The following is a 15,266-nucleotide window of genomic DNA, read 5'->3' on the forward strand; positions in this document are numbered from 1 at the left end:
AGGTTGTTTAAAATAAATACAATTATAATGGTTGCATATGCAGAAGTTCATTGTTACTAAGCTATGTGTCGCAATTTTAAGACAGCATTGATAACTGAATTTTCAGTTAACAGAAAGGTAACAATCATTCACTCAGTGGACGTGTCAGCACGTTACGAAATAACAAACTCGCCGTTACCGAACGTTTATCAATGTGCGTACCGCTCCAACCCCATTGATACAACAAATCAGTATGAGAACGAAGAGGCGCTACGTATCAATCGGCGCTCAATAAATAACACTGATAGGCAGAGTGACACCGTCGACACGAAACAGGATAAAAAACATAACGTACAAACATTGTTGAAAAGGAAACCAGGCAATGAAACGCGATAATTTTGGAATTTGCCTTACTAAGGCTATGCTGTTCAAAAACTTACAATCTACTTTTACTCATGTCAGAGCTTATGAGAAGGACGAGACATCCCCACTCGACCTAAAAGTGTTGTTAGCTTTCCCACAAATGTCAGGCAGAGATTTATTACAAACCATGCAAGGTTCAAGACAATTGGTGTGGCGTGCCGACCACCATTGCCCAAGCTTCAAATAAAGCCCTTCATTTTGTAACAAACGCTTCTATACTGAACTTAAAGAGCACGCTTTGTCGTGCTCTTTTCGTCTCAGTGATCTTTAATATCCATATCACGTAATATATTACATTTAATTAACGAGTTATGAGAGTTTCTATTCATGTGAGACAATCAACTCATGTGATTACCGAGGGAGGTTGACGGTCTAAATACCGAAGGATTCTGTCGTTGCTTTATTCATAGTAGTCCACTATTGCAGATTAGTTTCTATTCGATAATTGATTCCTCGGCACGTGCCTCCCGTAACTCTCTTGTATTCAGCTTTTCTTCAAGCCAGATGTTCCTTACTGTTGAGTGACTAATCGAGATGTTAAAGCGCTTCCTCATCTCACCACTTATCCTAATAGAGGTTAGGTGAGGCGATTTTAGTGTTAATGAGATGACGATATTTCGAGTCTTTTCATCGATGCGATTATTGTTGTGTGATTGACCATACAGACGTTTCAAAGCAAGTGGGCCATGGGCTTCAAGTAATTGACGGTTGTTGTGAATGCTTTTGACAGAACAACCGCTTTGTCGAGCCGCTTCTCTCACATTGCCTAACTTATTGGCAAGCTCTATGACATCGAGCTTTTTCTGAACTTCTTCTCCGTATTCTTTCCTAGAGCTAGGCTCAGTAAGCTCTTTAATCGATAACTCTCGGTCGGCAAAATAAGCCGTAAAACCCCCATCAAGTTGCTTACGTAATTCGACTTGTTGACTCACGATAGAGTGCCGTAACGGGGAGGTGATTTGATACATTGCGTTGGCGTAACTGAAGGTATGATCTCGACGGATTTTTCGATATTCTTTTTGAATACATATCGCGTCAATGTTCAGGTACTTCGGAACGGGTGTATGCTCAGAGCGCATTAATTTGGCGTTAACTGTGAGGGTCGTTGCCCAATACTCAGGGATGAAGGTGTTTTGTAGGTAGTTATTTGCACTGATCATATCAGTAACCCCAGCCAACCTTAACTCAGGGACTAGACGATCTTGGAACGTATCAAAGGCACGTTCGATGCGACCCTTGCCTTGAGGCGAATTGGCAAAAATAATTTCTATACCCAGCTCTTCACAGGCTCGTTGCATCTGGGAGAAGTGGCAACGTTTTGGTCCACCGAAGATGCCAGCTCTATCGACATAAAGAGTCTTAAAAAGCCCTTTTTTCTCGATATAAGTTTTCATTACTTTGAGGCATCCTTCGGTGGTTTCTGAAGGGAAAAACTCCGCATGAACCTCACTGGTTGCATCATCAATCATGGCGATAAGACAAGATTTTTTATCACCGAACCAAAGGTGTGGACTGCCGTCCATTTGCAGCATTAAGCCTTCGGCCTCCATACGCTCACGTCGTCTTCTTACCTTAGAACGTCGATGTTTGGCTCGTTTTACATGATGGATTTCATGTGCCCAGGTACGAAGCGTCTCCCGCTTTACTTTGATGCCTTCAAATACCTCTAACATGTCGGCGAGATGAAGCATGTTAAAGTCGTAATACTTGGCCTTTATAAGAGCTTGAACTTGCTGCTTTAAGGTAATGGGTATTTTATTAGCGGGTGTCCTTCCTGTGTTGCCATGAACCACAAATCGGATACCATCAGAGCGATATCGCCTGAGATAACGTTCAATGGTTCTGCGAGACTTATTGAGGAGCTTAGAGGCATTAGTAATTGATATTTTACCGAGAGCAACTTTCGCGATGATATCCACGGTAAGCTGAGATTGAGTATCCATAACGATCATCCTATACACCCCTGACTAATTCGTAGCACTAGTCAAAGGATTACGTAAAAATAGAGACCGTCAATTTCCCTCGGTAATTAAGCGAATGACAAAGTCGCTTGGTAGTTACGATACGACAGAATCGCTTGGTGATCACAGTGAGACAATCAACTCAAGACAAACGATGATCCCCCTGTTAACATTAGAGCTAATACTCTAATTTGGTATTTAATGCAGATGACCAAACCAAAATTACGATGCCTTGCGATTGCCAGTATTCTTATCGGTACTATCGGCGCGCCAAGCTATGCAGCCCCGCTCTCTTTCCCAGAAGCGTGGCAAATATTACAAGAGAACAATAACTCTCTTGCCGCTCAACAAGCGAATGTTGAGCGTTATCAGCACCTTCAGAACTCAACAAGTAGTCTCAACTTGCCTTCAATCACCTTAGGGGCTAACTACACGCACCTTGATAGTGACGTGACGATCAATGGTGAACAGTTCACTGACAGCTTAAGTGGTGTACCAAACTTAGGCGCAGTTGGAGGTATTCTTCAGCCTATATTAAGTGGGCTTGGCGGCGTTACCTCAACCATCACTGAACAAGACATCTTCAGCTCTTCCATTCGTGCTATTTGGCCTATCTTTACCGGCGGACGAATTACCGCTGCGCAAACTGCTGCCGAAGGTAAAAGCGAAGAGGCGCAAAGCCAGTTGTTGATGGAAAGACAAGCTCGCTACGAAGACTTAAGTAAATATTACTTCTCGGTGATCTTAGCAGAAGATGTCGTCAAAACACGTCAAGCCGTTGAAGCAGGATTAACTCAACACCGTGATTTCGCTATCAAGCTTGAACAGCAAGGGCAAATTGCACGAGTAGAACGCCTGCAGGCGGATGCTTCTTTAGATAAAGCCGTTGTTGAACGCACCAAAGCGCAGAACGACCTTAAGATTGCTCAGTTAGCGCTGACTCAGATCCTTGGCCAGAGCCAAAGTGTCGAACCTTCAGAACAACTCTTTATCAACAAAAACCTGCCTCATATGGACGTCTTTGTTGATCAAACACTCATGACCTACCCTGGCCTCAAAATCCTCGATGCAAAAGAGAAACAAGCGAGTAGCTTAATCAAGGCCGAAAAAGGCAAATACTACCCAGAAGTCTATCTATACGGTGATTACAGCCTGTACGAAGATGACTCGCTAGCCAGTGAAATGAAACCCGATTGGTTGGTCGGTATTGGTGTGAATGTACCGCTACTTGACACATCAGGTCGTTCCGACAAAGTCGCTGCCGCTCATAGTGCCGTGTCTCAAGTCCAGTTCCTTAAGTCACAAGCCAAGCAAGACTTAACCGTTTTAGTACAAAAGACCTATCTTGAAGCGAACCAAGCAATTGAAGAAGTTCAAGGCCTCAACTCAAGTCTGTCTTTAGCTCAAGAGAACCTTTCACTTCGTAAAAAAGCCTTCACTCAAGGGTTATCTAATTCGTTAGAAGTGGTTGATGCCGAGCTATACCTTGCAAGCATTAAAACACAGCAATCTGCTGCGCGATTCAAATACCTAATTTCTCTTAATAAGCTGTTAGCACTCACCAGCGAAATGAATGCTTATTCAAGTTACTTAACGTCTTCTATCCCGTCTGACTTCGATTCAAAAGCAGACACCGCTAGCCAGTCAAAAGGATAATTCATGAAACCTATTAAACCACTTATTCTCTCTCTGGTTGGCATCGGCATTATTGGCTGGGTTGGGTACAGCTTTTACCAAGCGTACCAACCACAGCCTGTTAAGCTTCAAGGCCAAATTGACGCGCAGCAATACAGCATATCTTCTAAAGTACCCGGCCGAATAGACGAAGTTTTCGTACGTAAAGGTGACTCTGTTGAGAAAGGTGAGTTGATCTTCTCCCTACTTAGCCCAGAAATTGACGCTAAATTAGAGCAAGCAAAAGCAGGTCAAAAAGCCGCTGGTGCTTTAGCAAAACAAGCAGAGAATGGTGCTCGTACTCAGCAAATCCAAGCCGCTAAAGACCAATGGTTGAAAGCAAAAGCGGCAGCTGATCTCATGGACAAAACTTACCAACGTGTAAACAACCTTTATAACGATGGTGTGGTGGCCGAGCAAAAACGTGACGAAGCGAAAACACAATGGCAAGCGGCGAAATACACTGAGAGTGCCGCTTTCCAAATGTACCAATTAGCGCGAGAAGGTGCGCGTGACGAAACCAAAGTCGCGGCAGCTCAAAAAGCATTAATGGCGGCTGGCGCCGTGGCAGAAGTTGAAGCCTACGCAAAAGACACACAGATCCACAGTTGGTTTAGTGGTGAAGTGGCTCAAGTACTATTAAGTAGCGGTGAGTTAGCTCCTCAAGGTTTCCCTGTTGTGACCGTAATTGACACTAAAGATGCGTGGGCGGTGCTCAACGTGCGTGAAGATATGTTGAAACATTTTGAGAAAGGCAGCCAATTTGAGGCTTACCTTCCTGCTCTGGATAAGTCGTTAACCTTTCAGGTTACTCATATTGCCGTAATGGGTGATTTCGCGACTTGGCGTTCAACGGATGCAGCACAAGGCTTCGACTTACGTACCTTTGAAGTAGAAGCTCGCCCCGTTGATACAAGCGAGACTCTGCGCATGGGTATGAGCCTTGTGGTTGAGCTTTAGGTGACATATGTCTGCTAACTTTCGATCTACAGCCTCGCAATCTACAGGCGCGCAATCAACTGATCACCGTCGAGTGAAAAATACATTGCTTAGGCAGTGGGCGATTGTTCGCAAAGACAAATGGTTGCTGTCTTGCCTAACTTGGATTCCTTTGTTGCTTGCCGCCAGTATTTGGCTGATTTTTTCACAAGGGATCGCTCGAGACTTACCGGTTGCGGTTGTCGACCTTGAACACAGCCAAATCTCGCAACAGTTCACGCGCCTTGTTGATGCGTCACCTACCCTACAAGTGACTCAGAAATACAGCTCGGCGAGTGAAGCGGCGAAAGCGATGATTGAACGTGATATCTATGGTTATGTCGTGATACCAAGACATTTTGACCGAGACCTTTTTCTAGGCTTGAACCCGCAAGTGTCCGTTTTCTACAACAGTCAATTTATCTTGATCGGCAAACTGGTGAACTCGGCTCTGTTGCAAGCTCAAGGAACATTCAACGCGCAACTTGAAGTGGTTAAACAGCTCTCGCACGGTGATACCACGGTACAATCTGCATTGGGGCAAGCGGTGACAGTACAAAGCCAGATTACGCCACTGTTTAACAAGAACACCAGCTATGCTCAGTTCTTGGTGTCTGCGGTTATTCCGGCTCTATGGCAAATCATGATTGTGGTGGGCACGATATTGGTTTTAACGGCGAACGTTAGAGCTCGTGGCCTTCACGCTTGGTTATCCAACGCCCCGCTAAAGTCACTAACGTCAACATTAACGCCCTACCTTGTCTTGTTTTTGATGTTTGGTATCGCGTTTAGCTTTTGGTTCTATGTCCTCTTAGACTGGCCGTTTAACGGCAGTTTTGTGGCATTAACCATTGCCCAACTGCTTACCGTCATCAGTTGTATCATCATGGGGTGTTTGTTTTTCTTCTTAACGCTTGATCCAGCAAGGGCGATGAGTTTCGCTGGCGCCTTTACAGCACCAAGCTTTGCGTTCATGGGCATTACTTTTCCAGTCACCGACATGAACACGGCGGCGCAAATTTGGAGAAGCTTATTGCCCGTGAGTCACTACATTGAAGTACAAACAGCACAATCCAGTTATGGCGCGAGTGCGGCACAATCGCTAATCAGTCTCTCCTCTATGTTGTGGTATGCAGTTCCTGCTTTCGTGGTGATGTTGTTAATTAAGAAACACTTGGCGATATCAGCAATAGCAACATCGTCAACACAGCCAGAAGCATCAGCAGAACAAGGAGTAAAACAATGAGCTTTACTCAACTGCTAAAACAAGAACTGTTAGCGGTACTGCGCAACCCTGTTGTACTTCTTACGGTATTTGGCGGTGTGGTCTTCTATTCATTCTTGTATCCGCTGCCTTACGCAAATCAAGTTCCTCAACAGCTTAAAGCTTCCGTTGTGAACTTGGATAAGAGCCAAAGCAGCTACCAGTTAGAAAGAATGGTAGATGCCACGTCTCAAATTGACTTGGTACGCCGTGACTCCACCATCGCCGATGCTAAGCAAGCTGTTCTTAATCAAGAGATTGGCGGGTTCATCGTCATCCCAGAGAACTTCTATAAAGACCTGCTCCTAGGTAAGAGCCCGACGCTTTCTTACGCTGGTGATGCATCTTACTTCTTGGTCTACGGAACCATTGTTGAAGGGCTTGCCAAGGCAGGCGGCACGTTAGCTGCGCAGGTAAAGGTCAGCCACTTGTTAGTCGAAGGTGTGCCGTTAGAATCGGCTGCCAAAGGCTACAGCGCGTTTAGCTTGAACCTGAAACCAACCTTCAATAGCCGCATGGGATACATCGATTACGTAGTTCCAGCCGTCTTTGTACTGATCCTACAACAAACCTTGGCTATGGCTTCTGGCTTAATTGGGGCAACACAAAACGCTCAATCGACGTTTGGCTATTGGAGTAAGACCTCTCCAGCAAAACTGATGCTTGCTCGCTGTTGTACCTTAGTTGGCATTTATTACCTGTTGTCGATGTATTACTTCGGCGCAAGCTTTTCGATGTATGGCATTAACCTGCTTGCCTCCATAACAAACGACTATGGCGTCAATAGTTAATTTTTGGCGCTGTTTTCATCCCATAGAACACCATCTCTGAGCATTGAATTTAAGATCACAACCATCTTGCGCACGCATGCAATAATAGCGACTTTCTTTGGTTTACCAGCGCCTAAAAGTCGCTGATATGTCGCTTTAAAAACAGGATTACATTGCATGGCTGACATCATTGCCATATATAACACAGTGCGTACTTGCGCTCGACCTCCTTGGATCACGCGCTTACCTTTGTAGCGCCCACTTTCGCGTGTTATTGGAGCGACACCAATCAGTGATGCCGCTTGTTTATTCGTGATGTAACCAAGTTCAGGTACGTTGCTAATTATTGATGCGGCGGCAATGTTTCCTATTCCTGGGACGCTTTGCAATATTGTGTTTTTAGCCTGGTATTCAGGACTATCTTCAATGAGTTTAACGAGCTTTTCTTCTAACTTGGTGATTTGATTTTTTATCGTGGTTAGCATTGGTTTGATAGTCGGATGGAGAGAGGCGGGAAGTATCTGGATTCGGTTCTTTTCCATTGTTTGCATGGATAACAACTGGTTTCGGCGAATGACTAAGTCACTCATTAGGCGTATGTTTCTTGGCTTTATGACAGTAAGAGCTGGTTTGATTGCTTCTCCATAGTGAGCGATCAACTCTGCATCTAAACGATCATTTTTGGCTCTGCGGCCAATAGCACCAGCGAATCGTTTTATGTGGACAGGGTTTGCTCTGACAATTGGTAATTGAGCCTCTGCACATGCAAGAACAAAAGGCATTTCTAATCGGCCTGTAGCTTCAATAACGATTCGTTCAGGACTGTGACTTTTAATCGTTTTGAGTGCTTTTTTGATGCCTTTATCATTGTTCTCTACTGAGAAAAATAGATCTAGTGGCCTGATGTGGATGTCTAATTGTGTTTTGCCAGTATCAACTCCAACGTTGATGCTTTGATTGATTTTGGTATTCATAATAAGCTAACTCATGCTTGCGTAATGCGGGTTCGAGACCCAGTCGACTATTCGAGGTTTATGCTTGAAGTCCTATGTAGCGTTCATGTTTGTTATCGGTCTCTCGATAGAGGAGCCAGCATTTAAACGAACTGCTACATAGAAAGCTTTAGTTGCAGCTAAAGCCTGGGTCTCACATTACCCGATTGGAGTGCTTATTATCCATACAAACATTTTGACTTTACTGCTGCCCTTCTTATTGGCCAGTTGTTTGATTGGGATTTTTGTCGGTGAGCTGGTTCCAAGAAGAGAGTTAGTCACGGTTGTGGTGTTAATCAGTTCAATGCCACTCATTTTTTCTTCTGGGTTTATCTGGCCCGTTGAAATGATGCCTGAATGGTTAGTACTGCTATCACAGCTATTTCCGAGTACACCGGCGATTCAAGGTTTCTTAGCACTTAATCAGATGGGTGCTTCTTGGCAAGAAGTGGCGTCTCAATGGACTCTGTTATGGGGGCAAGTCGCTCTATGGGGATCGCTGTTAGCGCTCAAGCTCTTTCATAAATCAAGTAAGAGCATCAGTCGAGTCAGTCCCCACTAGCTTAGCTAAGAATGTTGAACCATCAGATTTATGGTTCTTCAAAAACCATTTAAAAGCTCTGATAAAGGGCTTTTTTATTATCCTCAGATCGGATTACATCTTCAGTCGTCAATGGTCAAAAACCTCCAAAAACATATCGAACATTCAACTTCGCCTACTTCCTTATAATCTGCCCTCTCTTAGTCATATCCACCAATCCTCATCCTCACTTTCGTCCGATGCTCCAAGGTTTAGGTTACTTTGACTGCAAAATCACGACTCAGGTTTTCATGGGAAGCGTTTAAGCAACGGAAAAAGCCTACATAGTGCAATTCACCAGTTGCTATAGCTACGACTGCATATGCCTTTTCCAACCCAAAAAGCATCGACTTATTCCAAAACAATGACAAAACCCGAACAAATGTAAATTTATTGTAAAAATTTCTTTGATGGTATTATTTTTATGTATAGGATTATCAGTAGGACGTGGTAAGCCGAATGCCATAGTCTTATTGGTTCACATTCCAAAAGGATATCCATACAAAGCAAGATCAGTACTTATATTTGTTTCGTTTTTCGACCTAGATACAGCCGTTTATATTGTCGTCGAATGAACTAAATAAACCACTGAAATATAAAAAATCAAATAGAAACAAACACAACAGCAACAAACATAATTTAATAAAAAGACAGGGAAAACCATGAAAAACATACGTGAATTATTTTTTGGGTTTATATTATTATTTAGTTCCAGTGCATTTGCAGAAGAAGGATCATTTAGTCAAAGTATCAGTAACTTGAGTAAAAGTGTTGATGGATTTTTCAATGACTACACAGGGTGGTTCGTTGGATTAATTTTTAAAAGTGTTCCGCTTGGTGAAGCGAACTTCCCAATCATTGTTGGTTGGCTCTTGCTCGCCGCGATTATCTTTACTGTTTATTTTGGCTTCGTTCAATTTAAACGTGTTGGCATGGCCATAGACATTATCAAAGGTAAGTATACCGACCCTAACTCCAAAGAGGATGGCGAGGTTTCTCACTTTCAAGCTCTTACAACGGCTCTTTCTGGAACCGTCGGGCTTGGTAACATTGCCGGCGTTGGTGCGGCACTTGCGATTGGTGGCCCTGGTGCAACATTCTGGATGATCTTGTGTGGTCTTCTAGGCATGGCTTCTAAATTCTGTGAGTGTACCTTAGGTGTAAAATACCGAACTATCCTACCTTCAGGCGTTGTTTCGGGTGGTCCAATGTACTACCTAAGCCAAGGTCTTGGTGAAAGAGGATTAGGTGGACTAGGTAAAGCCCTTGCTATTGGTTTTGCCTTAATGTGTATTTTAGGTGCGTTGGGCGGCGGTAACATGTTCCAAGCTAACCAAGCACATGCCATGCTCACTTATGCATTTGATGTACCGAGTGAATACGGTGTCATCACAGGGCTTGTACTCGCAACCTTAGTGTTTTCCGTTATCGTTGGCGGTATGCCTTCTATCGCGTCTGTAACAGAAAAAGTTGTTCCATGGATGGCTGCTCTGTATATCGGTATGGCTCTCATCGTTATCGGTTCTAACCTTGATCAAGTTGGTCCTGCGTTCAGTGCAATCTTTACAGGTGCATTTACCGGTGAAGGTGTAGTTGGTGGATTCATTGGTGCCTTAATCCAAGGTTTGAAACGTGCGACGTTCTCAAACGAAGCCGGTGTAGGTTCAGCAGCAATCGCTCACTCTGCCGTAAAAACAAAAGAACCAATCACCGAAGGTCTTGTATCACTATTAGAACCATTCGTTGATACGGTAATCATTTGTACAATGACAGCATTGGTTATTACTATCGCTGGCTTAAACGTAGGTCCATATGATGGAACAGGTTTAACGGGTGTAACGCTGACTGCTGCATCGTTTACTGAAACTGCAGAAGTGTTTAAATACACACTCGCTCTCGCGGTAATCATGTTTGCATTTTCTACCATGATTTCTTGGTCGTACTACGGTCTAAAGGCGTGGACTTACCTATTTGGTGAAGGCAAAACAACGGAACTGATTTTCAAAGTGATGTTTTGTGTGTTTGTTGTTATTGGTGCGACGATTCAGTTTGGCGCGGTAATCGACTTCTCTGATGCGGCTATCTTTGCGATGTCTATCTTCAACATTCTTGGTCTGTACTTCCTAATGCCTGTTGTGAAGAAAGAACTGCAATCATTTGTTGCTCGCGTTAAATCAGGTGAAATCAAGACTTACGACAAGTAGCTTATCGATTGTCGTTAATAACACTGTTCTAAAAATTTTTGTAAGACCCTTTGCTTGAGAAAGCGAGAACAGGACTGCAACTTATCCAAATCCCTACCTGCTTTGCTTGTGGGGATTTTTTATGCCTGAATTTTCTTGTTCAAGCAGTTCAGGATCTTGGCTTACTTTTTTACGATCCACCGCCTCTTCTACTTCAATCATATCTCGTTGCGCTAATGGCGAGTTACAATCATCAAAACAATAGGCTACAGTGCAGTTCTCACACAGATATTCATTCATGGTTTAATCCCTGTCCATTGAGATGGTCTAATCACAGAATGACAACAGACCGCGTGTTCATCCTAGAACACCGCTATTATGCTGTTTCTCAGCCGTATAAATATGCGTGCAAAGTCACCCAATATTCAACTGGCCACATATGAAAAGCAGTTTTACGATTCTAATCACAGATAACCTTAGTAACAACGTGCAAACGTAGCCTAGACATTCAACAACACAATGAACACTTTCACTCACTTTGCATCATTCAAGCCCAACCCTCTGCTGTAAGCCACCCAAAGACAGGGAGTACAAAGCACGATACCAACCGCCACATAAACCAAGGTATTGAAATCCAAAGACGCATCAGATTGTCGCTGTACCAGAGCACTACTGAGCAATCCCCCAAAACCCACAGCAAAATGTTGCAACGAACTTTGTAAACGAATCAAAAGCATGCGTTTGTTGACGTTAAGAGCGTTAATTAATTCGACGGATAGAACTAAAGTCCGAGTAGAGCTCACCACGACAAAGACAACAAAAGCCACAGCAGCGCTGCCCACATTGAGCGAACCAAAGCCCCAAACGATAGAAATGACCATGCCCAATGATAAACACACAATGAGGCGAAAAATTGCTTTATCAGTACCCCTAATACGTGCGAAAGCTTGCATCGCTATGAAGGTACAGGTTCCGCTGATGGCATAACAGTATCCTAATAACGTTGCTGATATTCCGAGGTTCACCTCAAGCATCACTGGGAACTGCGTAGAGACCAGAAAAGTACCCAGTACAGCGCTGAAAGCCAACACAATTGCAAAACGAAGATCCCGACTACATAAATAGTCACCTAACTTAAACTTTTGACTATCAGTGAATTCTGATTCTGCAGACCCCTCTTTTAATTGAATAGATGGTGACAGAGATACCACAGCGCCAATCAACAACAGTAATCCTGCAATAACTTGAAAACTGAGTTGCCACTCCCCCATTGAAGACAGCATGATAAGCGCCGGTACGCCCGCACTTAATGCCAATGGAAACGAGCTCAGTAAAACAGCAATGTTTCGCTTTCTATCGTCATCACAAGAGATCAACGTAAGATAGTTCAGGTTTAGAACGGCTAAAGCCCCACCAAATAGTCCCGAGAGCATTCTATAAACGATCAAGAGATCAAAATCTGAGGCCACTGATGTCAACCACGTCGTTACAGCTAAACCTACAACACAGATATAGACTCGTTTAATTTCTCTATTTGGGTCTAGACTGCCTTTTGTAAATAAACATATCACTGCAGCCGCGATAGCATAGGCTGAAACAAGGTAGCCTGCTTGCGAGGCATCATCTCTTAAGCTCAAGCTTATTGTTGAACTTAACGGGACAATAATAAGAGCATCAAGAGCGACTAGAAAGTGGATTACAAAACAACATAAAATGGCACGACGTGGTAATAAAGCCTTGAATTTCATTAAATACTTAATTAGAAATAACGCTTTAATTCGATTTGTACTTAACAATTTTTACTCTACTTTATTGATTGGTAATGGTGTTATTGTACAAAGTGAAACAGGTCAACAAAGTGGCTATTGTTGGTTTCATAATCCAATATTTCGGGATAAAGATGATTAATCAGATAGAACAACAATGGCTTCGAAGCTTTCACTGTGTCTTTGAGAACAACAGCTTTAAAAAAGCGGCGGAGTTTTTAGATTTACCAACATCAAACGTTAGCCGCCACATCGCCTTGCTAGAGGAAAAGCTCAATACTCGGCTGTTTGAAAGAACCACTCGTAAGATTGCGCCAACAGAAGCTGGCGAGAAGCTATATCAATCGACACAATCTTTACTGGGTCAGCTTGATGAAGCGCTAGAGGAAGTAACTCGATATTCACACGGCGTAGAGGGACAACTAAGAATATTGATGCCAGACACACCTGCACTCGCACAGGCTGTCATTTCATTCTGTACTGAGCACCCCAAAGTTTCATTGTGTTGTGACACGAGTTTAAGTCCTAAAGACGATCTGCTCGATGGTTTTGATCTTATCTTGAGCTTTGGCCGAGGCAAGCTACCAGACAGCAATTGGATAGCCCGAGAAATTAGACGCTGGCCAAGTGCTGTCGTTGCATCGCCGGAGTTAATTCAAGACTCCAAACGTCCATATCAAATAACAGATTTAGTCCACGTCCCATGTATTAGTAGTTTAACGGCATTGAGTGGAACGCCTTGGGTATTTAGAAGCACGGAGGGAGAGCTTATTACGCAAAAAGTTAGTTCTTCATTTCGAGTAAATAGTGGAAGCCTTGCCAAAGCAGGAGCCTTAGCTGGCCTTGGGTTTTCTATACTGCCAATCGAAGCCTGTGTTGAAGAGATCAAAGCAGGATCTTTAGAGGTCGTAGAACTCGAGCATAAACCTGAAGATTTAGTTTTATATGCGTTTTATGCATCGCGAAAACATCTAGCAAAGAAAATATTGATGTTTATTGAACACTTACAAACTAGTCCAGATCCCCTTCAGAAATAGTCTCAACGTATTCGCCATATACTATTGATAGTCGTAACGAAAAACGCCCACACCATTTTCATGATGTGGGCGTTTGAATATTTGCTGTCACACATTCGCTAGCAAACAGGCTTACTTATGAGTTGGCTAAGCACCTGAACTTATAAACCCATCTCTTCAGTTAGCGTTTTAATTTGCTTGAGATCCATGGTGTGAACTTCAATCATTTGTCTGATATCACTCAGTCGAGAGTTCGCGTTATCTTGTTTCTCACAAGCGTCAGATTTTGCATCCCATGATGTTCCATCTAAGAAAACATCACATGCCTTTTTCAATGAGCCAAGGCTCTGTTCAAGTTCGTCTCTTTCTTTCTGTAACTTCTCAAGCTCTTGAGATATCTGTAATTCTTTTCGGAAGACTTCACGTGAACGTTCAAAAAGGGTCGATTGCATATCAGCCTGACGATTCAGCTTTTGGTTGTTTTTCTGAGTTTCTTCTAGCGTTTGTTTCTGCTCATTAAGCTGCTGCTCTAATGAATAATTCGCTTTTTCTAAAACGGCAGACTGCTTCTCTAAATCTTTCAGTTCTTTTTGATGCTCTTCTGTCTGCTTCACTAAAGCGGCTTCTACTTTTGCATCGATCTCGGTATCGACTTTTGCCACCTTAGCTTCAACAGACGTCATCAATTCGGTTTTGCTGTCGCGCAGTTCTTGATAACGAGTTTCGAGTACCTGATAAGTAGACTCCCACTTGGAAGCCGTCACTGTAGAACCGATTAAGCCACCAAGAGCTAAACCTATAACCGCAGCAATGCCGATATAAAGCTGACTGCGCTTATCGCGTTCTTCAATAACAACCACTTCATCTTGTTCGCTTTGTCCAGATTGCTGGTTCACTAGCGGGTACTCCCAAAAATATGTTTAACGTTACGCGGTCACTGACACTAATGCCAATACTGATAGTGTAGGCTCAGTTAAACCTATCGCTCAAGTCAGAAGCACTTGAGCTTTGCTAACACGTTCATCCTATCTGTTCACAGACAGATTTAACGAGTTAACTCCGAAATCATCAAGCTGGCAGTATACAAAAGGAAGCTGCTAACGATAACTATCACTACCCATTTTTGCAGTTTTTCGTTTGTCCGGTAACGAAACAGCACAAATGCCAAAGCCAATAAAAAAACAATCGCTATTAATCGAGTCATAACTCCTCCTTGTTTCTCTATTTTATACCATTTAAATAAGCAAGTTACGTCAGAGACTCGTTGTTTGATCATTTAGTTGAACAACATTTGAGCAAACAGATATTTTGTAGCTGACATCACATTTTATATGATCTAGGATACGCCTACAGATTACCTAATTATTTAGGTAATTGTTCCAATGAAGACTGCAGGAGAGTGGTTTTTAACTAAATTTTAACATTTAGTTAGATTAACCCGCCGAAGAAGCAAATCTTTCAGGCGCTTTATGCTGGAGAAATCCAGAAAAGTGAGGACTGTCGTTGGAGGAACCTCTGGAGAGAACCGTTAGATCGGTCGCCGAAGGAGCAAGCTTAGTGCCCGTTACTTATCTATAAGTGATTCGCTAAGTGAAACTCTCAGGCAAAAGGACAGAGGAGTGGAAAGCAACAGCCTTAATTAACAAAAGAATTCTATCTAGAAATCCGTATGTATTAAGT

12 protein-coding genes, 2 pseudogenes and 1 riboswitch are annotated in these 15,266 nt (G+C 43.1%); of the genes and pseudogenes, 8 read left to right on the top strand and 6 right to left on the bottom strand.

Annotated features, from left to right (window positions below):
* Positions 1–361: 361 nt before the first annotated feature.
* The gene (locus tag QWZ07_RS14900) at positions 362–589 is read left to right on the top strand and encodes a hypothetical protein (protein ID WP_017110762.1); all 228 of its coding nucleotides are present in this window, start codon (positions 362–364) and stop codon (positions 587–589) included.
* A gap of 247 nt (positions 590–836) precedes the next feature.
* On the opposite strand, the gene QWZ07_RS14905 is transcribed toward QWZ07_RS14900, so the two are convergent.
* Positions 837–2,354: an ISNCY family transposase gene (locus tag QWZ07_RS14905; RefSeq protein WP_080967516.1), complete on the bottom strand. Its 1,518-nt coding sequence runs from the start codon at positions 2,352–2,354 to the stop codon at positions 837–839.
* Between the two features lie 210 nt (positions 2,355–2,564).
* On the opposite strand from QWZ07_RS14905, the gene QWZ07_RS14910 reads away from it, so the two are divergent.
* From QWZ07_RS14910 to QWZ07_RS14925, 4 genes and pseudogenes are all read left to right on the top strand, one after another.
* Positions 2,565–4,019 carry a TolC family protein gene (locus QWZ07_RS14910; RefSeq protein ID WP_192854703.1) on the top strand — a complete coding sequence of 485 codons (1,455 nt, stop codon included), beginning with the start codon at positions 2,565–2,567 and terminating at the stop codon, positions 4,017–4,019.
* 3 nt (positions 4,020–4,022) lie between these two features.
* Positions 4,023–4,997 (top strand): HlyD family secretion protein, encoded by a 975-nt coding sequence (locus QWZ07_RS14915; RefSeq protein ID WP_065104022.1) that lies wholly within the window; start codon positions 4,023–4,025, stop codon positions 4,995–4,997.
* A 7-nt stretch (positions 4,998–5,004) separates the two neighbouring features.
* Positions 5,005–6,261, top strand: coding sequence for an ABC transporter permease (locus tag QWZ07_RS14920; protein ID WP_192854701.1), 1,257 nt, complete (start codon positions 5,005–5,007; stop codon positions 6,259–6,261).
* A pseudogene (locus QWZ07_RS14925) lies at positions 6,258–7,046 on the top strand (ABC transporter permease); the annotation flags it as partial. The gene QWZ07_RS14920 and the pseudogene QWZ07_RS14925, both read left to right, overlap by 4 nt.
* A 20-nt stretch (positions 7,047–7,066) precedes the next feature.
* Here QWZ07_RS14925 and QWZ07_RS14930 read toward each other — a convergent pair.
* Complete coding sequence (locus QWZ07_RS14930; RefSeq protein WP_192854760.1) at positions 7,067–8,023, bottom strand: IS110 family RNA-guided transposase; 957 nt, start codon at positions 8,021–8,023, stop codon at positions 7,067–7,069.
* Positions 8,024–8,225: 202 nt separating this feature from the next.
* On the opposite strand from QWZ07_RS14930, the pseudogene QWZ07_RS14935 reads away from it, so the two are divergent.
* Together QWZ07_RS14935 and QWZ07_RS14940 are read left to right on the top strand one after the other, a co-directional pair.
* Positions 8,226–8,603 (top strand): annotated as a pseudogene (locus tag QWZ07_RS14935) (ABC transporter permease); the annotation flags it as partial.
* Between the two features lie 680 nt (positions 8,604–9,283).
* Positions 9,284–10,825, top strand: a complete 1,542-nt coding sequence (locus tag QWZ07_RS14940; protein ID WP_065104025.1) for an alanine/glycine:cation symporter family protein — start codon at positions 9,284–9,286, stop codon at positions 10,823–10,825.
* 93 nt (positions 10,826–10,918) lie between these two features.
* On the opposite strand, the gene QWZ07_RS14945 is transcribed toward QWZ07_RS14940, so the two are convergent.
* Both QWZ07_RS14945 and QWZ07_RS14950 read right to left on the bottom strand, forming a co-directional pair.
* A complete protein-coding gene (locus QWZ07_RS14945; protein ID WP_065104026.1) occupies positions 10,919–11,104 on the bottom strand; it encodes a hypothetical protein in 186 nt (61 codons plus the stop codon).
* 233 nt (positions 11,105–11,337) lie between these two features.
* Positions 11,338–12,552, bottom strand: a complete 1,215-nt coding sequence (locus QWZ07_RS14950; RefSeq protein ID WP_225998580.1) for an MFS transporter — start codon at positions 12,550–12,552, stop codon at positions 11,338–11,340.
* Between the two features lie 152 nt (positions 12,553–12,704).
* Between QWZ07_RS14950 and QWZ07_RS14955 the strand changes: the two genes are divergently transcribed.
* Positions 12,705–13,607 (top strand): LysR family transcriptional regulator, encoded by a 903-nt coding sequence (locus tag QWZ07_RS14955; protein ID WP_192854312.1) that lies wholly within the window; start codon positions 12,705–12,707, stop codon positions 13,605–13,607.
* A gap of 140 nt (positions 13,608–13,747) precedes the next feature.
* Here the strand turns inward: QWZ07_RS14955 and QWZ07_RS14960 are convergent, their stop codons facing one another.
* Positions 13,748–14,482, bottom strand: coding sequence for a chromosome partitioning protein ParA (locus tag QWZ07_RS14960; RefSeq protein ID WP_076669467.1), 735 nt, complete (start codon positions 14,480–14,482; stop codon positions 13,748–13,750).
* Positions 14,483–14,631: 149 nt separating this feature from the next.
* Entirely contained in the window at positions 14,632–14,790 is a 159-nt protein-coding gene (locus QWZ07_RS14965; RefSeq protein ID WP_004733573.1) for a hypothetical protein, read from the bottom strand.
* A 301-nt stretch (positions 14,791–15,091) separates the two neighbouring features.
* Positions 15,092–15,211: riboswitch (glycine riboswitch) on the top strand.
* Positions 15,212–15,266: the final 55 nt, after the last annotated feature.

Origin of the sequence: Vibrio lentus (genome assembly GCF_030409755.1) — a bacterium.
Taxonomy (GTDB): domain Bacteria; phylum Pseudomonadota; class Gammaproteobacteria; order Enterobacterales; family Vibrionaceae; genus Vibrio; species Vibrio lentus.